This is a genomic window from Corynebacterium sp. p3-SID1761 (assembly GCF_055862885.1).
The window spans coordinates 19,653-42,398 of record NZ_JBSQBJ010000016.1 but is presented as its reverse complement, the minus strand read 5'-3'; the positions used below and the strand labels follow the sequence as shown (position 1 = coordinate 42,398).

Annotated in this window: 19 protein-coding genes and 3 tRNA genes; 12 read left to right on the top strand and 10 right to left on the bottom strand. The window is 58.3% G+C overall.

Annotated features, from left to right (window positions below; translation table 11 throughout):
• Positions 1–57: 57 nt before the first annotated feature.
• Positions 58–912, top strand: a complete 855-nt coding sequence (locus tag ACWXWJ_RS08245; protein ID WP_473964105.1) for a DUF6882 domain-containing protein — start codon at positions 58–60, stop codon at positions 910–912.
• 46 nt (positions 913–958) lie between these two features.
• Here the strand turns inward: ACWXWJ_RS08245 and ACWXWJ_RS08240 are convergent, their stop codons facing one another.
• The 6 genes from ACWXWJ_RS08240 to ACWXWJ_RS08215 all read right to left on the bottom strand — a co-directional run bounded on the left by ACWXWJ_RS08240 (position 959) and on the right by ACWXWJ_RS08215 (position 7,840).
• Complete coding sequence (locus tag ACWXWJ_RS08240; protein ID WP_473964104.1) at positions 959–1,288, bottom strand: hypothetical protein; 330 nt, start codon at positions 1,286–1,288, stop codon at positions 959–961.
• 330 nt (positions 1,289–1,618) lie between these two features.
• Positions 1,619–2,005 (bottom strand): type II toxin-antitoxin system PemK/MazF family toxin, encoded by a 387-nt coding sequence (locus tag ACWXWJ_RS08235; RefSeq protein WP_473964103.1) that lies wholly within the window; start codon positions 2,003–2,005, stop codon positions 1,619–1,621.
• Positions 2,002–2,601, bottom strand: a complete 600-nt coding sequence (locus tag ACWXWJ_RS08230; protein ID WP_473964102.1) for a Panacea domain-containing protein — start codon at positions 2,599–2,601, stop codon at positions 2,002–2,004. The genes ACWXWJ_RS08235 and ACWXWJ_RS08230 overlap by 4 nt, the downstream gene beginning before the upstream one ends.
• A 271-nt stretch (positions 2,602–2,872) precedes the next feature.
• On the bottom strand, positions 2,873–5,434 hold the full coding sequence (locus ACWXWJ_RS08225; RefSeq protein ID WP_473964101.1) for a DEAD/DEAH box helicase: 2,562 nt from the start codon (positions 5,432–5,434) through the stop codon (positions 2,873–2,875).
• Between the two features lie 3 nt (positions 5,435–5,437).
• On the bottom strand, positions 5,438–7,549 hold the full coding sequence (locus ACWXWJ_RS08220; RefSeq protein ID WP_473964100.1) for a site-specific DNA-methyltransferase: 2,112 nt from the start codon (positions 7,547–7,549) through the stop codon (positions 5,438–5,440).
• Between the two features lie 214 nt (positions 7,550–7,763).
• Positions 7,764–7,840 (bottom strand) — tRNA-Arg (locus ACWXWJ_RS08215).
• Positions 7,841–7,970: 130 nt separating this feature from the next.
• On the opposite strand from ACWXWJ_RS08215, the gene ACWXWJ_RS08210 reads away from it, so the two are divergent.
• From ACWXWJ_RS08210 to ACWXWJ_RS08190, 5 genes are all read left to right on the top strand, one after another.
• Positions 7,971–10,193 (top strand): bifunctional copper resistance protein CopD/cytochrome c oxidase assembly protein, encoded by a 2,223-nt coding sequence (locus ACWXWJ_RS08210; RefSeq protein WP_473964099.1) that lies wholly within the window; start codon positions 7,971–7,973, stop codon positions 10,191–10,193.
• Between the two features lie 184 nt (positions 10,194–10,377).
• Positions 10,378–10,890 (top strand): single-stranded DNA-binding protein, encoded by a 513-nt coding sequence (locus ACWXWJ_RS08205; RefSeq protein ID WP_473964098.1) that lies wholly within the window; start codon positions 10,378–10,380, stop codon positions 10,888–10,890.
• Between the two features lie 131 nt (positions 10,891–11,021).
• Positions 11,022–12,692, top strand: a complete 1,671-nt coding sequence (ettA, locus tag ACWXWJ_RS08200) for an energy-dependent translational throttle protein EttA (protein WP_293791449.1) — start codon at positions 11,022–11,024, stop codon at positions 12,690–12,692.
• A gap of 113 nt (positions 12,693–12,805) precedes the next feature.
• Positions 12,806–13,288: an acyl-CoA thioesterase gene (locus ACWXWJ_RS08195; RefSeq protein WP_473964097.1), complete on the top strand. Its 483-nt coding sequence runs from the start codon at positions 12,806–12,808 to the stop codon at positions 13,286–13,288.
• Between the two features lie 83 nt (positions 13,289–13,371).
• Entirely contained in the window at positions 13,372–14,088 is a 717-nt protein-coding gene (locus ACWXWJ_RS08190; protein WP_473964096.1) for a DUF8185 domain-containing protein, read from the top strand.
• A 21-nt stretch (positions 14,089–14,109) separates the two neighbouring features.
• On the opposite strand, the gene ACWXWJ_RS08185 is transcribed toward ACWXWJ_RS08190, so the two are convergent.
• The 3 genes from ACWXWJ_RS08185 to pepN form a co-directional block, all read right to left on the bottom strand.
• A complete protein-coding gene (locus ACWXWJ_RS08185; protein WP_473964095.1) occupies positions 14,110–14,904 on the bottom strand; it encodes a TSUP family transporter in 795 nt (264 codons plus the stop codon).
• Between the two features lie 2 nt (positions 14,905–14,906).
• Entirely contained in the window at positions 14,907–15,296 is a 390-nt protein-coding gene (locus ACWXWJ_RS08180) for a globin (protein WP_473964094.1), read from the bottom strand.
• Between the two features lie 70 nt (positions 15,297–15,366).
• On the bottom strand, positions 15,367–18,054 hold the full coding sequence (pepN, locus tag ACWXWJ_RS08175; protein WP_473964093.1) for an aminopeptidase N: 2,688 nt from the start codon (positions 18,052–18,054) through the stop codon (positions 15,367–15,369).
• 52 nt (positions 18,055–18,106) lie between these two features.
• On the opposite strand from pepN, the gene ACWXWJ_RS08170 reads away from it, so the two are divergent.
• Together ACWXWJ_RS08170 and ACWXWJ_RS08165 are read left to right on the top strand one after the other, a co-directional pair.
• Positions 18,107–18,769 carry a mycothiol-dependent nitroreductase Rv2466c family protein gene (locus ACWXWJ_RS08170; protein WP_473964092.1) on the top strand — a complete coding sequence of 221 codons (663 nt, stop codon included), beginning with the start codon at positions 18,107–18,109 and terminating at the stop codon, positions 18,767–18,769.
• Between the two features lie 89 nt (positions 18,770–18,858).
• Complete coding sequence (locus ACWXWJ_RS08165) at positions 18,859–19,332, top strand: ribose-5-phosphate isomerase (RefSeq protein ID WP_293791442.1); 474 nt, start codon at positions 18,859–18,861, stop codon at positions 19,330–19,332.
• 15 nt (positions 19,333–19,347) lie between these two features.
• On the opposite strand, the gene ACWXWJ_RS08160 is transcribed toward ACWXWJ_RS08165, so the two are convergent.
• A complete protein-coding gene (locus ACWXWJ_RS08160) occupies positions 19,348–19,584 on the bottom strand; it encodes a hypothetical protein (RefSeq protein ID WP_448307371.1) in 237 nt (78 codons plus the stop codon).
• Between the two features lie 221 nt (positions 19,585–19,805).
• On the opposite strand from ACWXWJ_RS08160, the gene ACWXWJ_RS08155 reads away from it, so the two are divergent.
• The 4 genes from ACWXWJ_RS08155 to ACWXWJ_RS08140 all read left to right on the top strand — a co-directional run bounded on the left by ACWXWJ_RS08155 (position 19,806) and on the right by ACWXWJ_RS08140 (position 22,744).
• Positions 19,806–19,880, top strand: a tRNA-Gly gene (locus ACWXWJ_RS08155).
• A 153-nt stretch (positions 19,881–20,033) separates the two neighbouring features.
• Positions 20,034–20,107 (top strand) — tRNA-Pro (locus ACWXWJ_RS08150).
• Between the two features lie 303 nt (positions 20,108–20,410).
• The gene (gene tig, locus ACWXWJ_RS08145; RefSeq protein WP_473964091.1) at positions 20,411–21,988 is read left to right on the top strand and encodes a trigger factor; all 1,578 of its coding nucleotides are present in this window, start codon (positions 20,411–20,413) and stop codon (positions 21,986–21,988) included.
• Between the two features lie 189 nt (positions 21,989–22,177).
• On the top strand, positions 22,178–22,744 hold the full coding sequence (locus ACWXWJ_RS08140; protein ID WP_293791439.1) for an ATP-dependent Clp protease proteolytic subunit: 567 nt from the start codon (positions 22,178–22,180) through the stop codon (positions 22,742–22,744).
• Positions 22,745–22,746: the final 2 nt, after the last annotated feature.

Sequence of the window (22,746 nt, the reverse complement as noted above, 5' to 3'; positions counted from 1 at the left end):
TGAAGTGTTTGGAGAATGTGTTCAGCGGGGAAAACAGGCCTCGGTTAGCCTTAATACATGATCCCCGATATTCGCAGAGTTGGACAGCACGCCGCGCTGTATGCCCATGCGCGCTGTGAGCACATCATGGAACAGATCGAAGAGCGCGTTGGCGATGACTGGGGAATTGCTGTAGGCGAGATTCAAGGCGAGCAGTACTACCAGTTTCAGGGGCGGGTTAGGCTCGCCAATGCTCGAGTGGAACTCGTCGCGACCGTTGACGTGGAGTCTGCGACTCTCAAGTGGGAATGGGCGGATGAAACGGCTGTTTCCGGAGCTGCAGAACTTGGTCGGCGCCTTGCTGCGGAGGTGATGCGCGAGTGGGGTGAGGAACAAGACCTGCCCGGGTTTACGACCCCAGTGGTGCCTTACGAGGTTCCCGAGTGGGACAGCGATGAAGCTGAATCGGGTAGCGGGGAAGACACGGAAGATGGGGAAGGCGAAGAAGGCGACGAGCTGTATGCGCAGTCAATTGCAGCGGCAGCTGTTTCGGAGGATGTAGGGGATAGCGCGTTCGAAATCTTTGGTTCGCATGCTTGTTACGCAAGCATTCCGAACGAAGACGAGTCCGAGATCCGCATTTACTTGATGGATTCGTTCAACCCACCGATACGGGAGACGGATCTGTCGGTGATGTTCGTCAAGTTCGACGCCATATTGTTGGAATGTGACGACCCGGTGTGGAGCATCGAAGGGATTGCGAATCAGCGCGAAGACTGGACGGTCGAAGAAATCGAACCGGAGAAAAAACAACGCGCGTGGAAGATTGCGGACAGCGAGGGACGCTTCTTCGTGGTGGAGCTGAGCTTCAACGAAGACGGCACGATCGCGGAGCTTGGCAAGAAGGGGCTGCTTACAGAAGAAGGTGCCTGACGGAATCCGTCAGACACCCTCTTGGATGGAAGAGTGGCGCAGGGGGTTAGCGCAGGAGGCCAGCCTGCTTAGCTGCAGCGCTGATCAGGCCGATGCCTGCTGCAGCGACGGCGATCCAGGTGAGTGCCCAGCCGAACTGCGTTGCGCCGTAGGCGGTCTTGGCGGAGGAGCCTGCCATGACGGATCCTGCAGCCATTTCTCCGGCCGGTCCGGTATTGGGTGCAGCGCCGGTTCCTTGGAGTACGAAAATTCCAGCTAGCTTTGCCATTTCAACCTTTTGAGCATTTGTCGGCGTACTCGGGGCAGCCTGAGCTGGGGCAGCAGCGAGGCTGAGGGCTGTCGCAGTAGCAACGGCAGCAGTAGCAAAACGCTTCATGGGGGTCTCCTTTTTGAGGTTTCAGAAACATGCAATTTCTATTGCAATCGCTCTTAGATTAGACCAAGGAAAGGGGCGATTCTCAGAAAAGGTTAATCTCTTTCTTAGGTGAGGTGCATTTCACATTTATGGCAACTCACAAGCAGAGGGGGCTGAGGCGCCAATGTGTACGCGATGCCGTGGCTGAAATGGCAACCTTGCTGCGACTGAGGTGTCAACTATGTCGCGACTCATGAGGGAGATGCGGACATTCAGTCTCTCAGCGGGTACGCTCGTCCCGGTTGAAGTTGATTCCCTAACGGAATACCCACCGATTCCCTATTTTGATGATTATGGGGCAAAAAAGAGTTCCGCGAGGTTAGCGAGAACGTTTTCCATAGCGGCGGGTGTAATCCCGTCCTGTGATAGACAGTCTTGCAAGTCGCTTTTGAGAAGGCGTTGACAGTGGTCGACCCTCACCCAACTCTTTTTGCGTAGCCCTCCTTCGTAAGCGGCAATTTTAACGTCGAAACCCGATGGGTTGCCCCCACTTGAGATGGGACATACGAAAATGGCCTCGTTAGACGTATCACTGTTCACATCGTCGCGGGAGACCACGAGAACCGGGCGACGGGTGTCATGCCACGTTCGCTTACCATTGGAGACGAATACTATTTTCTCGTCGCTCACGTAGTAGAGGCAGCCCTGGCGGGCAACTATCGGAAAGGGTGAACTCATAGTTCAGTGGCGTGTCCAGTAAAAATGTTGTGGATTAGCTCTTTGTTTAATCCATCCGTTGAATACGGGTCAATATGCGGGGGTAGCGTTTTGAGAACGTCAACTCGGCGTCGCATTTCGGGCGAGCGCTCGAAAATATGGAGACCGTTAACGAAGTCCGGCCACGCATCGTGAATCTCATTCTTCGGGATGGGGATACCTCGAGCACCGACTCGATAATGGTGGCCATATGGGCCGTAGGTGTGCGTGAAGTTTCGCAGTTGAGTGGCGGTCAACCTGCCGAAGTTTTCCCAAATTCCATCGAAGATTTCCTCGACATCAAGCGGTATAGCGTCACCCGTAGAAAAAGGCTCCAATGGGGCGGCAGGGCTATCGCCAACCTGAGATCTGATAAATCGGTACAAATCAGGCTGCGCCGGTCCGTGATCCCACGCTTGGAAGACTCCAGCTGATAAATCACGGTTTTCCAAATGTCCATAGAGGCTCTCTGCGAGGTAGGACAACTTCTGTGCCTTCATATTCGTAATCGAAGGGGCCAGACCCTCATCAGACTCACGTTGGGTAGCCCAGGAAAGGAACTGCAATAGGGGTTCCATCAACTTCACCTCCTTAACTTCTATTTGAGCCTAACACTAAATTGGTTCGTCCCTTCGTATCGTCGGCTTGAAGGGTGGTAATCGCTACCTGCATTTAGTTATACGGGCAGATCCGACATCGCTCCCAAATTAATCGAACATATATTCCTAATTCTTTGAGGTTGTATTCACGCCCCAGGGGAACTGCGCAGGGCTGTAGCGCTCCATGTTCGCCCGTCGGATAAAAGAGCCGGGAGGTAACGGACCTCCCGGCTGTGGCCTGGACTCTCGATTAGGAGTAGTCAGTCGCCACGTCAGACGAGTACACGCCCACCGCACTGGTCGCGTTCTTCACAGCGTTGCGGACAACCTCCTGCTGCATGTCCAGCACCCGGTATGTCCCGTCAATCTCGGCGACAGCCTCAATACGACCAAACGCCTCACCGTAGCGCTCTGCGTAGCGGGCAAGACCCTGGAGTTTCGCCAGCGCGTCGCCGAGGTGTGCGCCGTGCGGGTCGATAATGCTCATCTCCACATCATCCCCACGCTGGGTGAAGAAGATGAAGTCCGGACACATCGCTCGCCATTCATCCTCGTAGAGGTACGGCACCACGACACTAGACGAACCGGCACGAGACGGGTTGCGGTACCAGTACAGGTTCTCGTCGTGCGCTTTCTCGGCGTCGAGGACATGCTGCTCCCAGGTGTTTAACTCGACCGGGAACACGCCTTTGTCATCCGCAATGACGTGACCCGTATACGTCGGGGCGGTGTAGACGTACTTGTCGCAAACCGGCTCACCGTCGGCGCCACGGACCTGCTCGCGCTGCACCATGATTCTGCTCGGCAGCACAAAGTCGGTCGTCAGCGGCTCCGCGCCGGAGGCGATGACGCGCTCATAGTGCGAACGCTCCTCGTCGGATAGCGCCTTGCGTGCGGTACGGGTTTCAGTCAGCAGTGTCTTCACCCGGGTCGCCGCGTCCATACGCACACGCTCAACGAGCTCGTCGACCCACCCTGCGGCAATGCCTTGCAGCGTCGCGTCGTAGGTATCCATCGGGTTCTTTGGGTCGTCGATGAGGGAGTTGATGTACTTTTTTAGCTGCCTGCCGGACAGGCCGCGCTCGGCCATCGACTGCGAGCGCTGAATCGAACGGTCGTCGGCGACCATCGTGTATGCCTCTGCGGTGTCGTCGACGTCACCGCCGACCACAGTCGTCACGTCCCGCAGCGAGGCAGTTTCCACATCGCGTTTCGCTGCCTCAACTTTGTCCTCGAACATAGCGACAGCACCGCGAATCGCACTGGTCATAAAGTCATCGGCCTGTGCGACACAGCCTTCGATAATGCCGTGCTGGCTAAGCAGTAGCGACAATTCGTTAAGGCGCCTGATGTCGTCTCGAATCGTTCTCGGCACGGCATACGTAGGCGCACCGGATAACACCTGCCAAAGACGCTTCTCCTTATTCAACTTCGGGTTTCGACCAAGGGCAACCGCGTCAATGAGAATTGTTGGCAAAAGAGCGCCGCCGAACTCGCCCTTACTGATGCGTTTTGCCACAGCGGTGGTGGTTTCCTCGTCAAAGCGCGGCAGCAGGCACCAGGTCGAGTTCAGCAGACCGTTGCCCTCTATTCGGCGCGCAAGCGGCGAGCGCACCATGCGCCCAATGGTCTGGGTGATGTGGGTCTGGTCCTTGGCTGGTCGAAGCGACACTAACACCTCCGCGCGCGGGCAATCCCAACCCGTCGAGATAGCGGTCTTGGCGAACACGACTCGGATTCGCTCACGTCCCTGCACCTTGTCCGGCTCGACATAGGGAATATGCATGGAGCCGGGCAGTGCGATGTTCTGGTGCTCGCCGAGTACGTTGCAAAACGCTTCCGGGGCAATGTCGATGGTGTCGGCGATAGTTGCGACCCAGCGGGCGAAGTCCTCTGGTTTCGCACCGTCCGGCACTTGCACCACCATCAGCGGAATCACGTCGGCCAACTGTTCGTCGCCCGCGGTGTACTGTGCCCATGCCTCGTGCGATAGCGCCAGTTTCTCGGCGCCAGCGCGCAGCACTGTGGTTTCGAAATCGCCCACCTCGTTGGGGAATGTCAGCACGATCTCGTCTTTGATAATGCCCGAGGCTTGAACCCTCGCCGGGTCAACCTCCACATTCGGCATGGTGTCGCGGTCTGCGATGGTGCTCATCGTCTCCTCGAACCGCTCCGGCGTTGCGGAAATGCCGAGAAGAATCGGCATCGGGGGAGCCCCGTGTGCGCCGTCGATGAGTTTACGAACAATGGTATCCCGGTTCTTCGGGTTCATACCCCTATGCGCCTCATCGAGGAACATGTAGACGACCGTGCCGTCCTCGGAGGTGTTTCGTAGCACGTCATAGAAATTGTGCTGGGCGGTATCGGGACGCACGATAAGGGCCTCTTGACCGTCCTCTTGCACGCCGCGAACCAGACGTCCGTTTTTCGACAACTTGTCGGAATTGAGGAAGTAGACCATGCCGCGGTCGAGAAGCTCGGCGTCGAAGTCCGACTCGATGGTCTGGGTTCTGCCCGCCAGAGCCTCACTTGCGCGAAGTAGGCTTACACGCGACTGCTCGTTCAGGCTCGGCTCGTCAGAGAACCAAAGAATCGTCGCATTGGGGTCCGGCTCGAAGATGTTGTCCTCTCGTCCTTGCAAAATGGCCTCGATGACCGCCGCGGCCATAACCGTCTTGCCGGCGCCGGTTGTCGCCGACAGCGCGAAGCCAGACGTCGTGCCGTCGAAATCGAAATTGCGCCTGGCGCGAGCGAGCTTTCGCTGCACCTCGCGCACTGCGTCTTCCTGGTAATCCTTGAGAATATAACGCATGGCTTATGCGTACCTTCCTGTGTTGACCTCGAAGTTCGACAAATACGACTCGTAGAGGCGCACGGTTTCTATACCGCTCGGCAAAAGACCCGCGACATGCTGGAATTGTCGGCGGTCATCGGTGATGATGAAAATTAGGTTCGGTCGCTTGTCCTCGACCTCGGCGATGAAGTCGTCGAGATGGTCGAGCGACTCGATAACCCCGTAATGTCCCGAGACGCCGTAGCCCTTTTCAGTCAGGTCGTCGATGACAGAGCCCTGTTGTCCTGCACGCAGCCACAGCAAGGGAGCGATTCGGGTGAATCCACGGGAGAGCTGGATAGCCAGCGGATCCTCGTAGGTAAGTGTGAAGAACTTGGCGTTAGCCTTGAACCCGTCTTTCATTGGGAACTCGTCGGTGAACTTGTAGTCGCCCTTAATGTAGTCGCCAGCAGGGGTTTTCCCGGTGATTGCGGCCTTCACGCGGGGCTTGGTCACGTAGTTGGCAATGCCGAGTGCCTCCCACTCTTCATCGCCGGGTCGCAGGCCCTTAGCGGTTAGCGCCTTTTGCTCGTCGGCAGAGACTTCGTTGTTAGTTACCGAGATAGAGCGGCGTAGCCCACCGTCTTGTTTATTCAGACGCATGACCGCGTGCGCCGTAGTGCCGGAGCCGGAGAAGAAGTCAAGGATGGTGGCGTTAGGCTTGTCCTTAACGAAGAAGCGCAGCGCGTCCTCGACAGCGTAGAGCGACTTGGGGTAGTCAAATTTGGAACGACCGAGACATGCCTTCGTAATGCCAACGCCGTAATCACCAGCACTGTGTGACTGCTTTGTCCAGGTCGTCATGGGGCGAACTGACTTCCCGTAGGTTCCCGTCAAAATTGCACCCTCGTCGTCAAACCCGAGGGTTTCTATGGCGCCGTCCTCGATTGCCTTGATCGTTCCCGATTGGAGGAAGTAGACGGCACGTTTCGTGTCACCAGGTTTCCATGGACCGAACCGGACGTAACCCTTGCCGTGATTTTGAATGAATGTTTCTGTCTTCAGCCCCCATGTGGCCTCGTCTCCATTCGCGGACACCGGAAACACGGCGAATGTCCCGGTGGGGGGTACGTGCGTAGCACGGGCGTCGTCAATGTCTAGTGGCTCCCCTGCCGAAACAAATCTTCCGTCCGACGTGGAGAAATGGAGAGGGTAGAACAGATTCGGACGCGCGGTGCGCTTACCGTTAGCGCCCCTTCGCATTAGGCCGTCCCACCTAATCTTTCTCTCCGTTACAGGACGTAGCATGTCGTCATTTCCTGGAATTACCGCAGCGTTACCCAAGAACACGAAGAAGATGTACTCGTCCGAGCGGGAAAACATATTCATTCTCGAAGAACCGCTAGGGTTAATCACACTGCTCACCATCTGAATCCGGGACTCCGGGAATACTTGCTCCAGAAGCATCGCGAGGCGGTGATACTCCTTTTCGTCTATCGTGACGATAAGGACGGAATCCTTCGGGTTGAGCAGGTCTTTAGCGATTTTCAGGCGGCGCTCCATAAACGACAGCCACTTCGAGTGTCGGTAGTCGTCGTTGCCGTCAACGTAGTCGTTGTTGTACTTCCAATCCTTAGCACCCGTGTTGTACGGAGGGTCGATGTAGATAGCGTCGATCGAGTGGCGGTGGGTGTACGACAGCATCTCCAACGCGTGATAATTTTCCGCGTTAATCACCGCATGAGCCGGGGCATCTACGTCCCCACCATTGACCTCACCATCCAGCACCAGACCGGGATAGATAACGTCGTTGAACTCGGCGACTGCAACCAAGTCCTCTACTGCCCACTCGGACGTCTTAACCTGATTACTCTTACCGCGAAACTCAAGTGTCGCGTTGTCACCGTCGAGGTCAGTCACAGTCCAAACATGGGGATCCACCTCTGTGGTCTCTCCGCGGGGTGGTAGCATGCGAACCTTTGAGCCGCGTCGCACCTTGCGACCGGGGAGGTTCACTGACTCTGGTAGGTGGCGCTCGAAAACAAGACCGAACTTGCGCTGGTTATTGAGGTCTCGAACCTCGGATTCAAGGTCTCGCGCAAGGTTTGGGTCAATAGAGCGAGCTCGCTCAATCAAGTCGTTGAAGTTGGACAACGCTGGCTACGTCCTTTCATCATGGTAACCCTCCTGGCCTACGTTGATCGTGCGACACCGTTCCTGCCAACACTCCTTGAGGCGTATTCACATCGGCTAGCACCGATTCATCACCTTGAATTCTGTTGTTTTAGTTCACGACATGTTGGGCACTGTGGACAAGTCAGAAGAAATGCCCCGGGACTTAACCGGAACGATACCCCGAGTCTTTAGATGGCGCCCCCGGCAGGACTCGAACCCGCGACACATGGGGTAGAAACCCACTGCTCTAATCCGCTGAGCTACGGAGGCATACGAGTAGATAATAATGCACGCGCATGCGCGCAGAAATTGCGGGGCAATCAAGCCGCCGCTGTGGCGCAAGCGACATCACAAAACCGGGAAGTTCACCCTGTCCGGAGCGCAGGGTAAGGTTCCAACCATGTCCACCCAGGCAGATCAGGAAGCTAAGCAAACAGCGCAAGCCAAGCCCGCGCAGGCGGAAGCGCAAGCCCCGACCCAGCCCGCGAAGCTGGGCAATCCCGGCCTCGTGTACCTTATCGGCGCTCTCGTCGCCGGGTGTTTCGGCGCCGCCATCGGTTACTCCTTCCTCGGCGAATCACTCGCTCTGCTAGGCATCCCGGACCCCGGTCCGCTGACCACCATTGGTCTTCCTTTCGTCCGCGGTGCGGCAATCTTCATTGCTTGCCTTGGCCTTGGCGGGTTCCTCATGGCTGCCTTTGGCACGCCCGCCGATAAGCAGGGATATCTCACCCTTGATGGCTTTCGTGCCTCCCGGACGGGAACCTGGGGAATGATCGGCTTCGCACTCCTATCGCTACTGCTGATTCCGATGTACATGTCGGACATCTCCGGCAGCCCCCTCAACGAGGTTTTAAAGCCCAAGTACTGGGGGATTGCGCTGGAACAGGTGTCGGCGTCGAAGGCCTGGCTCTGGGTTGCCATCTTCGCGGGCGTGGCCGGTGGGCTTTCACTGCTCACGCGCAAATGGATTTGGCAGCCGATCTTCCTGGCGCTGTCCATTCTCTCGCTCATCCCGCTGGCCCTGGAGGGGCACTCCGCGGCGGGCGGTAACCATGACTACGGCGTTAACTCGCTGCTCTGGCACATCATCTGCGTCTCGCTGTGGGTAGGTGGCCTGCTCGCGCTGCTGGCACATGCAAAACGCCGCGGCCCGCACCTGGCCCTCATTGTCCAGCGCTATAGCTTTTTGGCGCTGTTCTGCATCATTGCCGTCGCTGTGTCCGGGTTTATTAACGCCCTGTTGCGCGTGCATCTGAACGAATTGCTGACCACCCAATATGGCCTCGTCATCACCTCGAAAATGGTGATGACGTTGATCCTGGCTTGGTTTGGCTGGGTGCAGCGCTCCCACATCATCCCCAAGCTGCGCGACGGGGAAGGCGAAGGTGGCAAGATCACCAGCGCCCAACGCGCACCCTTCATCCGCTTCGCCACCTTGGAAATCTTCATCATGGCTGCCACCATCGGCATCGCAGTGTCGCTGGGGCGCATTCCGCCGCCCATCGAGCAGGTAGTGAACCTCACCCAGCAGGATGTGCTGCTCGGGTACACGCTCACCGAACCGCCGTCGATCTGGCGCTACTTCACCATGTTCCGCCTGGATCTCGTCTTCGGTGTGGGCGCGATCATCCTCCAGGCGGGTTACATGTGGGCTTGGTTGAGCCTCAAGAAGCGCGGTATCGAATGGCCCATCCAGCGCCTCATCTGGTGGTCTGTCGGCAATATCACCCTTTTGTTCGCCACCAGCTCTGGTCTGGGTATGTACTCCATGGCAATGTTTGGTCCGCACATGTTGCAGCACGTCATTCTTTCCATGGCCGTGCCCGTGTTTTGGGTTCTTGGCGGCCCCATGACATTGCTGCTACGTGCCCTGCCCGCTGCCGGACGAAACGGTGTGGCTGGCCCGCGCGAATGGTTGGTTGTATTCATCAATAACCCTGTCTCGCGCTTCTTGACGAACCCTATCGTCGCCGGTACGCAGTTCGTCGTCGGCTTCTATTACCTGTATCTCTCGCCGCTTTTTGACGCCATCGCGCCTGAGCACGCCGGGCACTTGTTTATGATGCTGCACTTCATCATCTCGGGTTACATCTTCTATTGGGTGATTATCGGCGTAGATGCCGCACCGCGGCACCTCTCGCCCTTCATCAAGATGCTGACCCTGTTTGCAATGGTGACCTTCCACGCATGGTTCGGTATTGCGATGATGCAGATCTCCGAGCCGCTGAACGCGGACTTCTACAGCCAATTGGACTTCCCGTTCCCAGTGGACCTCGATCACCAACAATTCCTGGGCGGAGGCATCACTTGGGGGCTGGGAGAGATTCCGCTGCTTATCGTTTCCATCGCTCACGGCTTCCAGTGGCTACGTTCCGACCGGCGCGAGGCCAAGCGCTTCGATCGCAAGGAGGAGCGTACTGGGGATGAAGAGCTGGCAGCTTACAACGCAATGCTGGCGGGACTTTCCACCGGTCAAATCGATACCGGTAACCGTGCCTACTACGGCGATGACTACCACGATCAGGACGTTCAAAGCACCCTGCACTCTGCCAAATACAAGGCGAAAAATAAGGCCCATCACAAGCCAGTACAAGAGCAGACGAACCAGGATCCGGACTAACGCATATCCAGCCACAGACTGTCAACCCCCTTCCTTTCAGCTTGTGGATAAGCCCTGGGCGTGAGTGGAGTTGTCCACAGGGTGGCGTCACAAAGATAAAGAAAAAGTCCTCGACGCGCTATCAATAAGAGTCACGCGCTGGGGAACAAGCTCCGGTGCGGCAATTAGGAAGGGGACTAGTCGGATGAGCAACAATCTGGCACAGGCATATCTGGTGGGGAACGCGGTAGATAACCCACAGATTCGATTCAGGGGGCTCGACGGCGGGCCGACGTTGACGACATTCCGCGTGGCAATGAACCATCGCTTTCAAGGCGCGGATGGACAGTGGCAAGACGGCGACCCGTGCTACATGGAAGTGCAGTGCTGGGGCACGTTGGGGGACAATGTCATCGCGACAGTGGGCAAGGGAATGTCCGTGATCGTGGTCGGGCGTATCGTCCAGAGCACGTGGGAAGCCAGCGGGGAGGACGGTAAGACGGTGACCCGCAGTGTGCTGCGAGTGCGTGCGACGCACGTCGGGCCGGATCTGGGAACTCGCAATGTATTGGTGAACGTTCGCAAGGCGGTGGAACAAAACGCGGCCAAGAACGCCGAACAAGAGGTCACCAAGGAAGCCGCCAAGGAACTTGTGGGAGTTGGTGCGGCCACCACCGGCATGGAGGAACGGGAAGGGGAAGAGAAAACGCCTTTCTAGGCGTTTGGCAGCGTAGCTGATCTGGGCTGCTCGGGGGAGTAGCCCAGGTAGGCCTTTCCGCGGTGGCACCACGTACACTAGGTGGGCGAATACATTGGGACACTAACCACGAAAGGTCAGAAGAGTTCACCGTGGGCGAGTTCATTTACACCATGAAGAACGTGCGCAAGGCGCACGGCGACAAAGTCATTCTGGATAACGTCACAATGGCGTTTTACCCCGGCGCCAAGATCGGCGTAGTGGGACCGAATGGTGCAGGTAAGTCCTCCATCCTGAAGATCATGGCGGGCATCGATCAGCCTTCCAACGGTGAGGCATTCCTGGACCCCGGCGCAACCGTGGGCATCCTCATGCAGGAGCCGCCGCTGAACGAGGAAAAGACCGTTCGCCAGAACGTCGAAGAGGGCATGGGTGAGATCTTCGAGATCCGCCAGCGCTATGAAGAGATCGCCGAAGAAATGGCCACCAACTACACCGATGAGTTGATGGAAGAGATGACGACTCTGCAGGAGCAGATCGACGCTGCAGATGCGTGGGAGCTGGATTCCAAGATCGAGCAGGCGATGGACGCACTGCGCTGCCCGCCGGCCGACGCGCCTGTCACTAACCTCTCCGGTGGTGAGCGTCGTCGCGTGGCGCTGGCCAAGCTACTGCTTAGCGAGCCGGACCTGCTGCTGCTGGACGAGCCCACTAACCACCTGGACGCCGAGTCCGTGCTGTGGCTGGAGCAGCACCTGAAGGATTACAAGGGTGCTGTCCTGGCCGTGACCCACGACCGCTACTTCCTGGATCACGTAGCCGGCTGGATCTGTGAGGTTGACCGCGGCAAGCTGTACCCGTACGAGGGCAACTACTCCACCTACCTGGAGACCAAAGCCAAGCGCCTGGAGGTTGCAGGTAAGAAGGACGCCAAACTCCAGAAGCGCCTGAAGGAAGAGCTGGCTTGGGTTCGCTCCGGTGCGAAGGCCCGTCAGGCGAAGAACAAGGCTCGTCTGCAGCGTTATGAAGAGATGGCTGCAGAGGCTGAACAGTACAAAAAGCTCGACTTTGAAGAGATTCAGATCCCGACCCCACCGCGCCTGGGTAACCAGGTTGTCGAGGTCAAGGATCTGAACAAGGGATTCGACGGCCGTACCCTCATCAAGGACCTATCGTTCACCCTGCCGCGTAACGGCATTGTGGGCGTCATCGGCCCGAACGGCGTGGGTAAGACCACCCTGTTTAAGACAATTGTCGGCCTGGAGCAGCCAGACTCCGGTGAGGTTAAGGTCGGCTCCACCGTGCAGCTGAGCTACGTGGATCAGAACCGCGAAAACATCGACCCCGAGCAGACTGTTTGGGAGGTTGTCTCTGACGGCCTGGATTACATCCACGTTGGCCAGAATGAAATGCCTTCCCGCGCGTACCTCTCCGCATTCGGTTTCAAGGGGCCGGATCAGCAAAAGCCTTCCAAGGTGCTTTCGGGTGGTGAGCGTAACCGCCTGAACCTGGCGCTGACGCTGAAGCAGGGCGGCAACCTGATCCTGCTGGATGAGCCGACTAACGACTTGGATGTTGAGACCCTGTCCTCCCTGGAGAACGCTTTGCAGCAGTTCCCTGGCTGTGCCGTGGTCATCTCGCACGACCGCTGGTTCCTGGATCGCACCTGTACTCACATCCTGGCTTGGGAAGGCAACGTTGCCGAGGGGCAGTGGTACTGGTTCGAGGGCAACTTCGAGGATTACGAGAAGAACAAGGTCGATCGCCTTGGCCCGGAGGCTGCACGCCCGCACCGCGTGACGCACCGCAAGCTGACTCGCTAGGTGTTTTCCTCGCTTAAAACCGTGTAACAACGTGAACCAATGTGAAGGGTGTGGCAAGATTGGTTCACGAAACAAAAGTTACTTGTGAGGTTCAAAGCGAGGTTTTAAACGCAATGCCCTTCATCGACCACGAGCCCACCGGGACTCGCTGGCACACATGCCACCGCGAACTCCGGTGGTCCGATTTCGACCAATACCAGCACGTCAACAACGCAAAATACCTGGAATTTGGCCAAGACGCGCGAATGGTCTTCCTCAAAGACGTGCTGATGGAGATGGACATAGCGGTTCCCCCGATGTTCGCGCGCCACACCACCATCGACTACCCGTACCCCCTGTCGCCGGGAGAGTCGGAAGTGGCCGTCGCCTCCTACTTCATCGGCGTGGGACGTAAGTCCTGCACAATGCGCCAGGTAATCCAGGATTCCATCGGGCGAGTGACCTGCACTATCGATGCCGTGATGGTGGGAATCGACGTGATGAGTGGCAAGTCCCGCGAATGGAATGAGCAGGACATCCATAACCTTAATCTTTTCCTCATTCCCGGTGACGAGGAAGTCGTCACCAGCCAAGCCGCCACCGCCGCCCGCTACTAGCTGATCGTTAGTGCGCCGCTAGATGTTGCGCTACTCACCTATGCGAGCTTTGGCTCTGGGGGAGGGGCTAAGGTGGGGGAATTATGGGCGTCACAATCGATCTGCAGGGAATAGTTGACTCGCGATCCGCGACCGCGGCGGTGAGCGCCATGCGGCGCGCAGGCGCAGTGACGAAGCGCGCGCTGGTGATGGATCCGGGTGCGCTCGTGCGCTTAAGTGCAGTGGGGGAGCGGTCGACGGATCTTTTTATTTCGACGCCACTAGGCTGCGTTGCCTCTGTGCGTGTACCAGGGCAGGTAGGCGGCGCGGGTAAGTCAGGCTCCGTGGCCTATGCCAGCGAGGCACTGGGGGCAATCGTTGCTTTTGAACCCGGCCAGCAGCTCCTGGACCTGGGCGCGGACATGGATTTGATGTGGATGGGGTCGCTGCCTCCGCAGCAGGGGTTTGAGCTGATCGACACGGTGCCAGGAAGCGTGGTGCGCACACTGCACGCGGATATGGCAGCGGAAAATGAAGCGAACTCTGGCCCCATGGGCATCGCCCGTAGCCTGCTGGAACAGCAGGTTCTTTCGGTGAAACGCTCGGACGGTAGCGACGCCACCACCTCCGTCGCGCTCGAAGGCCGAACCATCGCGGCACTCGGCGGCCTGCGTTTGGTTCCAGAGCCTGGGGAGAAGCTGCGGGACTATGACTTCGTTCGCGTGAGCGCCGGTGGAAGTTGGATCCGCATTGACGCGCTGGTGGGAAGCGTATATGCGCCACGACCCGGTGGGCTGGCGCGGGTTCCCGGACCGCGCTAGGGCCGCGAAGACTTAGGCGACCTAGGAACCGGCGTAAATGTCGTAGCCCAATTTGATGCTCATAACTACGACGATAACTAGCAGTGCAATGCGGACGAAGCCCGTTCCTTTGGATAGCACAAGACGTGCTCCGACTTGTGCTCCGGCTACGTTAAAGGCCGCCAAGGCTAGGCCGAAGAGCCAGATCACGTGGCCGCCGATGGCGAATACGGTAAGGGCTCCCAAGTTGGTGGCGATGTTGATGATCTTTGCTAGGACGGCAGACTCCACGAAGGACTTGCTGAGAAGTGCCGTGAACGCGATGATCAGGAACGTGCCTGTGCCCGGCCCGAAGAAACCGTCGTAGGTGGCGATAATTCCGACTGCGAAGAGTCCTACGAGCCAGCGGTGGCGGTTCTGAGCCGATGCATGTTGAGGTTTACCGAAGCCGGGGTTGAAGGCAACATAGGTTCCGACTGCCAGCAGAAGGAAGATCACCAGAGGCCTTAGCGCCTCGGAGCTCAGCATCGATACCAAGAGCGCACCCGACGCTGCACAGGCGAAAGCGAGCGGCACCCCAAACGCCACCAGTTTGCGGTCGATTTTCTGGCGAATATCGGATGCCCGCAGCATGCGAGCGACGGCAGATGAAGTTCCGAAAACAGCCGCAAGTTTGTTCGTTGCCATTGCTGCGGCTTCGGGTGTTGCTGGTGCGACGATCAGAATCAGGGGAATGAGGATCAGCCCGCCTCCGCCGACGATGGCATCGATCGTCCCTGCAACGAAGGATCCCACCGCGAGGATCGAAAATGTTTCGGCGGAAATCTCGGCTAGCATCCTTAGATCTCGTCAGGGGTATTCACCAGCATGTGCGCGACTCTTTCCATGTGATCCCACATTGCCGACCGGTGCTCATCGGGCAGTTGCTCGCGGTCGATGGTGGCCAAGGCGTTGCCCATGAGCTCAAGCCAGCGGTCGCGGGCAGCCGTATCGATGCGGAAAGGGGCGTGGCGCATCCGCAGGCGAGGGTGGCCGCGTCGAGCGTTGAACTCTGCAGGGCCGCCCCAATACTGCACCAGGAACCAGCGCAGGCGATCTTCGGCGCCCTCGAGGTCGTCCTCCGGGTACATCGGCCTGAGGATATCGTCGGTGCGAACCTGGCGATAGAACTCGTGCACGATGGCGCGAAACGTTTCCTCACCAACAGCGTCGTAGAAGCTAGAAGTCATGCCTCAACCTTATCTGTTTGTAGAGCGTGAACAGCCCAGTTACTGATCCGTTGATTCTTTCGCGAGCCTTCTAGTGAGCCTTCGCGTCGAAAGCCTGGGCGGCCTTGGCACGAGCCACCCGGTCGCGTCCCTCGGAAAGCACGCGGCGGAGACCACTCGGGGTGTCCTCGGCCTGCACGAGTTCGGCAATGGCGGCATCCGTGGATTCGCTGTGATCCCAAGTGGGGTAAATGCCCTCCAGGGTGCGCAGTGCCATCTCGGAGTTCAGTGACTTCCAGTACTCCACGGCGTGGGCGATGTAATCCTCGCTGAACTGCTGCAGCAGGTCGCCGTGGCCGACGTGCACAAGGCCCGCGTTGCGGTGGCGCAGGCTCAGGTTGCTCTGCTGTGGCGCTTCCACGGTCAACGCACGCCAGACCTGCTGCTTGGTCTGCTCATCCGGTATGGAGGAGCGGGCCTGCAGCGCCAATGCTGCACCACTGGAGGAGTTGTCCTTGGACTCTTCGGCGGCGATGCGCGCCTCTACCTGTGCAGTGGATTCTCCAGTGGCGCGGGCAGCAGCGGTAAGCGCAATGATCACTGCCCAACGCAGATCCTGGTCCACGTTGAGCCCAGGGATCGTTTCGCCATCGCCTTCCGATGCGCCAGTTTCGCCCAGCAGTGCGCGCAGAACAGAAGCCGACTCTGCGGAGTGCACACAGCCCACGAACGCGCGGACAAATGCCAATTGCGCCGGGCCGCTAGTCTTGTGCGCCGCAGCTAGGAAAGCCTCGCGCAGTTGCGTCCAGCCTTCATCCGTCCAATCCGCGGCCGCATAATTCTCAGCTGCCGAGCGTGCCTGAGCCAGGATCTGCTCCAACACTGCCAGCTCCGTTTCCTCCACCGCGCCACCAGCGACCAGGCGGATAAAGTCACGTGCCCGCATATTCGCATTGCGCGTCATCTGCCAGGCAGCAGACCACACCAGGGCGCGTGCCATCGGATCAGCAATGCGGGCAATGTTCGGCACCTCCTCGCCTCCGATCGCTGTGGTCAGTGACGCCTCATCCAGCGCCATGTTGCCGTAGGCCAGGTCGTCGTCATTAACCAGCACCATGTCACCAGCAGGGACACCAACCAGCTCCGGCACCTCGGTGCTCTCGCCGGAAATGTCCAGCTCCACCCGCTTGGTGCGCTGTAAAGCGCCAGCGTCATCAAAGTTGTAAATGCCCACGGCAATGCGGTGAGTACGAGTCTCACCCGCGCCGGGCTGTGCGCCAGACTGTTCTACGGCGAAGGAAGTGTAGGATCCGTCGGCCACGTCGAAGGCCGGAGTCAGCGTATTAATGCCCGTGGTTCGTAGCCACTGATTCGACCAATCGGACAAGTCGCGACCCGATGCCTTTTCCAAAGCTCCCAGTAGATCCGCAAACGTCGCATTACCCCAGGCGTGAGAGGCGAAGTGCGCGCGGATGCCCGCAAAGAACTCCTCCAGCCCCACGTACGCCGCCAGTTGCTTCAGCACACTGGCACCCTTGGCATAGGTGATGCCGTCGAAGTTGGCCTCCACCGTCTCAATATCGCCTGCATCGGAGAACACTGGGTGGGTAGAGGAAAGCTGATCCTGCGCATATGCCCAGGCTTTTTCCTTGCTGTTGAAGGTCACCCACGCCGTGTCATACTTCGTCGCGCCGGCCTGGCTCATGGCCGCAGACCAAGTAGCGAAGGATTCGTTCAACCACAGGTCATCCCACCACTTCATCGTCACCAAGTCGCCGAACCACATGTGCGCCAGCTCGTGCAAGATCGTATCCGCACGGCGCTCGTACTGGTAATGGCTGGCCGCGGAGCGGAAGATGTACTCGTCGCGGATCGTCACCGCACCCGCATTTTCCATCGCGCCCATGTTGTACTCCGGGCAGAAGATTTGATCGTACTTGTAGAACGGGTAGCCAATGCCGAACTTATCTGCGTAGTAGTCGAAGCCTTGCTTCGTCACCTCAAAAAGCTCATCGGCATCCAGATATTCCGCCAGCGACTGACGGCAGAATAGCGCGAGAGGAACTCGCATTTCCCCGCTGGTCTGGAGGTTCTCACCCAGTGGATTGTTGCTCAGCGCTTCTACGGTCTCCGGGTGCTCAGTGATCGTGCCCCGCCACTCGTCGCGCACCACGTGCCACGGTCCAACGCAAAACGCAATGAGGTAGGTAGACAACAGGTAGTCCACACTAGCCCTGTGCTGTTTGCTTTGGACGCCCTCAACCTCCTCTACAGCAACCTCATTGTTCGTCACCACAGTCCACTCGGCGGGAGTGGTCAGCTCCACGTCGTACGTCGCCTTGATATCCGGCTGGTCGAAGCAAGCGAAGACCCGCTTGGCATCCGCCGTTTCAAACTGGGTGTACATATAAGCCTGGTTATCGCTGGGGTCGAAGAAGCGGTGCAGGCCCTGGCCCGTGCTGGAGTAGGGGATCTCCGCTTCTACTACTACCTCGTGCTGGCCGCTGGGCAGGCCTTCCAGCGGAATCCCCGCTGCGGCGTCATAGGTAAAACCACCGAGCGCTTCGCCATCGAGCTCTGCCCGCAGCAGCGAGTCAGCGCGCAGGTCGAGGAAGGTAGACCCGGCGTCAGAGGTGAAGCTGATGCGCGTCAGCGAGCGAAAGTGCTTGTTATCGGGCTGCTCGCCGCCGGTGAGGTCGAGTTGGATGGTGTAGTGAACATCGCTGATGAGGCTTGCGCGGTGCTCGGCTTCTGTACGGGTTAGGTTTATGGAACTCATGCAGACCACCCTAGTAGGCAGCCCGGACAACCCCGGCGCGTGATGGCGCTAGATGGTTAGAGTGGGTGACATGACTGATACACAAACACAGACCGTAACCATGTTCTTCGACGCGATTTGCCCCTTTGCCTGGGTGACTAGCCGCTGGCTGCTTGAGGTACAGGAGGTGCGCGACGTGGAGGTCAAATTCCAGCCGATGAGCCTTTCCGTACTGAACGAGGGACGCGATCTGGATCCGGCCTACCGCGAGAAGATGGACGCTGCTTGGGCGCCGGCGCGCGTGGCTACAGCAATCTGGCAGAACCACCCGGAGAAGCTCTCTGCCTGGTACACAGCAATGGGCACCAAGATCCACAATGAACAGCGTGCGGACGCGACCGATCCGCATGGCTACGACGAGCTTATTGCCGAATCTCTGGAGGAAGCGGAGCTGCCCGCAGACCTGGCGAAGTACGGACACCTAAGTGCCGACGAGGAGGGCTCGTACGAGGCACAGCTGCGCGAGTCGCAGGACAAGGCCATTGAGTTGGTGGGCGATGAAGTAGGTACTCCGGTGGTGCAGCTGGGTAATGTGGCCTTCTTCGGTCCGGTGATCACCCGCATCCCGCGTGGCGAAGAGGCTGGCAAGCTGTTCGACGCATCCGTGACCTTGGCAGCGAACCCGCACTTCTTTGAGCTGAAGCGTTCCCGCACCGAATCGCCGGTAGCAGAGTAGTGCTGTAGTAGCGCTCGTGCGACGCTGGTGTAGTGCAGGTGCAGTGCTAGGGCGCAGCCCGCACGTCTTGACCGGCTAAACTGGGCACCATGCGTATTTACCTAGGTGCAGATCATGCCGGTTTTGAGATGAAGAACGTGATTAAGGATCACTTGAACTCCAAGGGCTTTGAGGTTGTGGACTGTGGTGCCCACACCTACGACGCCAACGATGACTACCCGGCCTTTTGCATCGCAGCGGCAAAGTCCGTGGTGGAAGATGAGGGCTCTTTGGGCATTGTGCTCGGCGGCTCTGGAAATGGCGAGCAGATCGCCGCTAATAAGGTTCCGGGGGCTCGCTGCGCCCTCGCCTGGTCCGTGGAGACCGCCAAACTAGCCCGTGAACACAACAACGCCCAGCTCATCGGGCTGGGCGGTCGCATGCACTCCGAGGAGGAGGCGCTGGCGATTGTGGATGCTTTTGTTTCCCAGCCGTGGTCGGAGGCCGAGCGCCATCAGCGCCGCATCGACATCCTGGCCGAGTACGAGCGCACGGGTGAGGCTCCTGCGCTGCCAGAAAACTAGTAACAAACTGGACTTTTAATTATTCGCGGTGGCGTCCGATTCGATCGGTGCGCCACCGCGTTTTGCTTGCCATTCCTTCACAATGTTGGAATCCCACAGCGTGAGTCCGTGGTACTTGGTCGCTGGCTGCGGTGCGCGGCCACGTCCTGCGTAGCTGGTAAAGGTGCCACGTGCGGTCCCGGAAAACTCAGCGCACTGTGATGCGGTCCAGAGCTCCGTGCCGGTTTTCTTGTCCACAATAATTGGTTCCATAAAACTAGAATTTACTCCGCTAGGATGCTGCCCACAATTGGAAATGTTGTTCTTCTACACCTGCATACCCCCGCAACAATGCAGGTTGAAGGCCATATTTTCAAATGATTTTGCAGGGCAGTGGGGGGTATGGTGTAACATCACTGGACGAAGCGGAATCCCGCTGGCGGAGTAGATCTGCGTGGCAGATTTCTTGTAAACTTCGCAGGCGAGTTCGCAATGGGAATGTCGTATAGTGGCTAATACCTCAGCCTTCCAAGCTGAAGACGCGGGTTCGATTCCCGTCATTCCCTCCAAATTTTCGGCAGTTCTCTTTTCATTGCGCATGGTCGCGATGACGGGGGAGCTGCCGTTTTGTATTTCTCGGTCTGTAGACAGTAAAGTAACGGGCGCAACGTTCGCGTGTGTGCGTGCGCCTATAGGTGCCGTCTCCGTGGGATGTTCAGAATCGGGATATGGCGCAGTTTGGTAGCGCACTCGCTTTGGGAGCGAGGGGTCGCAGGTTCAAATCCTGTTATCCCGACATTTTTTATTTTCACCCTTTTTGTTGGTGACGCCACCCTCCGGCTCGGTGCCGTGAAGTGGCGGAATGGTGCTCGCGAGCTGTATGGCTGGGGGAAATGCGAGCTTTTGATCTGTTGAGTTTTCCGTAGAGATTTTGGCTCGGGTTTTGGTTGGAGGTTCGGCTGGGGAGGGCGGAAAACTGACCCCCGCGTGTTGCGCTCGCCATTGGTTCTATAAAATTGGGCACCGACCGTATAGGTGCTGCGAGACGAATGACGACCGTGGCGCCCAAGAAGCTATCAATACACAGGAGTGTGCATTCGTGAAGAGCTCTGTAGAAAAGCTGAGCGCCACCCGCACCAAGCTCACGATTGAGGTTCCATTCGAGGAGCTTAAGCCAGAGTTCGACAAGGCCTACGCCACCCTCGCGCAGCAGGTAAACATGCCTGGCTTCCGCAAGGGCAAGGTTCCGGCGAAGATTCTGGAAGCTCGCCTGGGCCGTGGTGTTGTCCTGGATCAGGTCATCAACGAGATGCTGCCTTCTCGCTACAGCCAGGCTGTCGAGGAGAACGACGTGAAGGCTCTCGGCCAGCCGGAGATCGAGATCGCCGAGCTGGAGGATGGCAAGCACGTTACCTTCACCGCTGAGGTTGATGTTCGCCCGGAGATTGAGGTGCCGGATTTCTCTGACATCTCCGTTGAGGTTGCGTCGCTGAAGGCTGATGACGAGGCCATCGATGCGGAGCTGAAGAACCTGCAGGCTCGCTTCGGCACCCTGAAGCCGGCTGATCGTGCCGTGAAGAAGGGCGACTTCGTCTCTATCGACTTGTCCGCCACCATCGATGGCGAGGCTGTTGACGAGGCAACCACCGAAGGGCTGTCCCACGAGGTTGGTAACGATTCCCTGATCGAGGGACTGGATGACGCTCTGGTTGGTATGAAGGCTGGCGAAGAGTCCACCTTCACCTCCAAGTTGGTCGCCGGCGAGCACGCCAACGAAGAGGCAGAGGTTACCGTCAAGGTCGGTTCCGTTAAGGAGCGCGAACTGCCGGAGCTGGACGATGACTTCGCGCAGCTGGCCAGCGAGTTCGACACTTTGGAAGAGCTCAAGGAGTCCCTGAAGGGACAGGTCGAGCAACAGCTGAAGAACACCCAGGCTGGCGAGATCCGCGATAAGGTTCTGGCCGCAGCGCTGGAGAAGACCGAGTTCGAGTTGCCTGAGGCTGTTGTTAAGGATCAGGTCGACGCTCAGATTCAGCAGATCATTCAGCAGTTCGGTGGCGATGAGAAGGTCTTCGAGTCCATGCTCGCCGCCCAGGATATGACCCGCGAGAAGTTCGAAGAGGACGCTCGCAGCTCTGCCGAGGATTCCGTACGTACCCAGCTCTTCCTGGATGCCGTTGCTGATGTTGAGCAGCCAGAGGTTTCACAGGAAGAGCTGATGGATCACATCGCCTTCACTGCAAACCAGTACGGCATGGATCCGAACCAGTTCATTATGCAGCTACAGCAGGCAGGCCAGCTGGGCAGCTTGTTTGCTGATGTTCGCCGTGGCAAGGCTTTGGCGCTGAACATTGCCAAGACCACCGTGAAGGATACCGACGGCGCTGACGTGGATCCGAAGGAGTACTTCGGTGATGTAGAGGCTGACAAGGCTGATGCCGAGAAGGCTGAGGGGGCTGAAGAGAAGCCGAAGAAGGCTCCTGCCAAGAAGTCGACCACCAAGAAGTCCACTGCCAAGAAGAGCACGGCTAAGAAGTCGACCACCAAGAAGAGCACGGCTAAGAAGTCGACCACCAAGAAGTCCACTGCCAAGAAGGGCACGGCTAAGAAGTCGACCACCAAGAAGTCCACTGCCAAGAAGACCACCAAGAAGGCAGCGGAGAAGAAGGAAGACTAAATAGTTTCCTTTCCCGCCGGATCTCTCTGAGGTTCCGGCGGTTTTCTTTATTCTGCGGTTGGCGACCCGCGGCCTGCCGTGCGCTGACAGCGAACAACCCCGCCAGGACACCCGTTTTGCCCATGGGTGTGACTAGGCTGGGGCGCATACAAAAGTGAACTTTCGTCATACTTTCTGCAAGGAGCGAAGTTGAGTTCGGAAAACCCCAATCACAGAGACTCGGTTTACGAGCGCCTGCTGCGCGAGCGCATTATCTTCCTGGGCAGCCAGGTTGATGACGACATCGCCAACGAGCTGTGCGCCCAGATTCTGCTGCTGTCCGCAGAGGATCCGACGCGCGACATCAGCCTGTACATCAACTCCCCGGGTGGTTCCGTCACCGCGGGCATGGCAATTTACGACACGATGAAGTACGCGCCGTGCGACATCGCTACCTACGGGATGGGTCTGGCGGCGTCGATGGGTCAGTTCCTGCTCTCCGCAGGTACGAAGGGTAAGCGCTATGCTCTGCCGCACGCTCGCATTATGATGCACCAGCCTTCCGCAGGCGTGGGTGGCACCGCAGCCGACATCGCCATCCAGGCGGAGCAGTTCGCTTACACCAAGCGCGAAATGGCGGAGCTGATTGCGGAGTTCACCGGCCAGACGGTGGAACAGATCACCAAGGATTCCGACCGTGACCGCTGGTTCACCGCGGAGCAGGCTAAGGAATACGGTTTCGTCGACCACGTCATCACCTCTGCGAAGGAGAGCTAAGA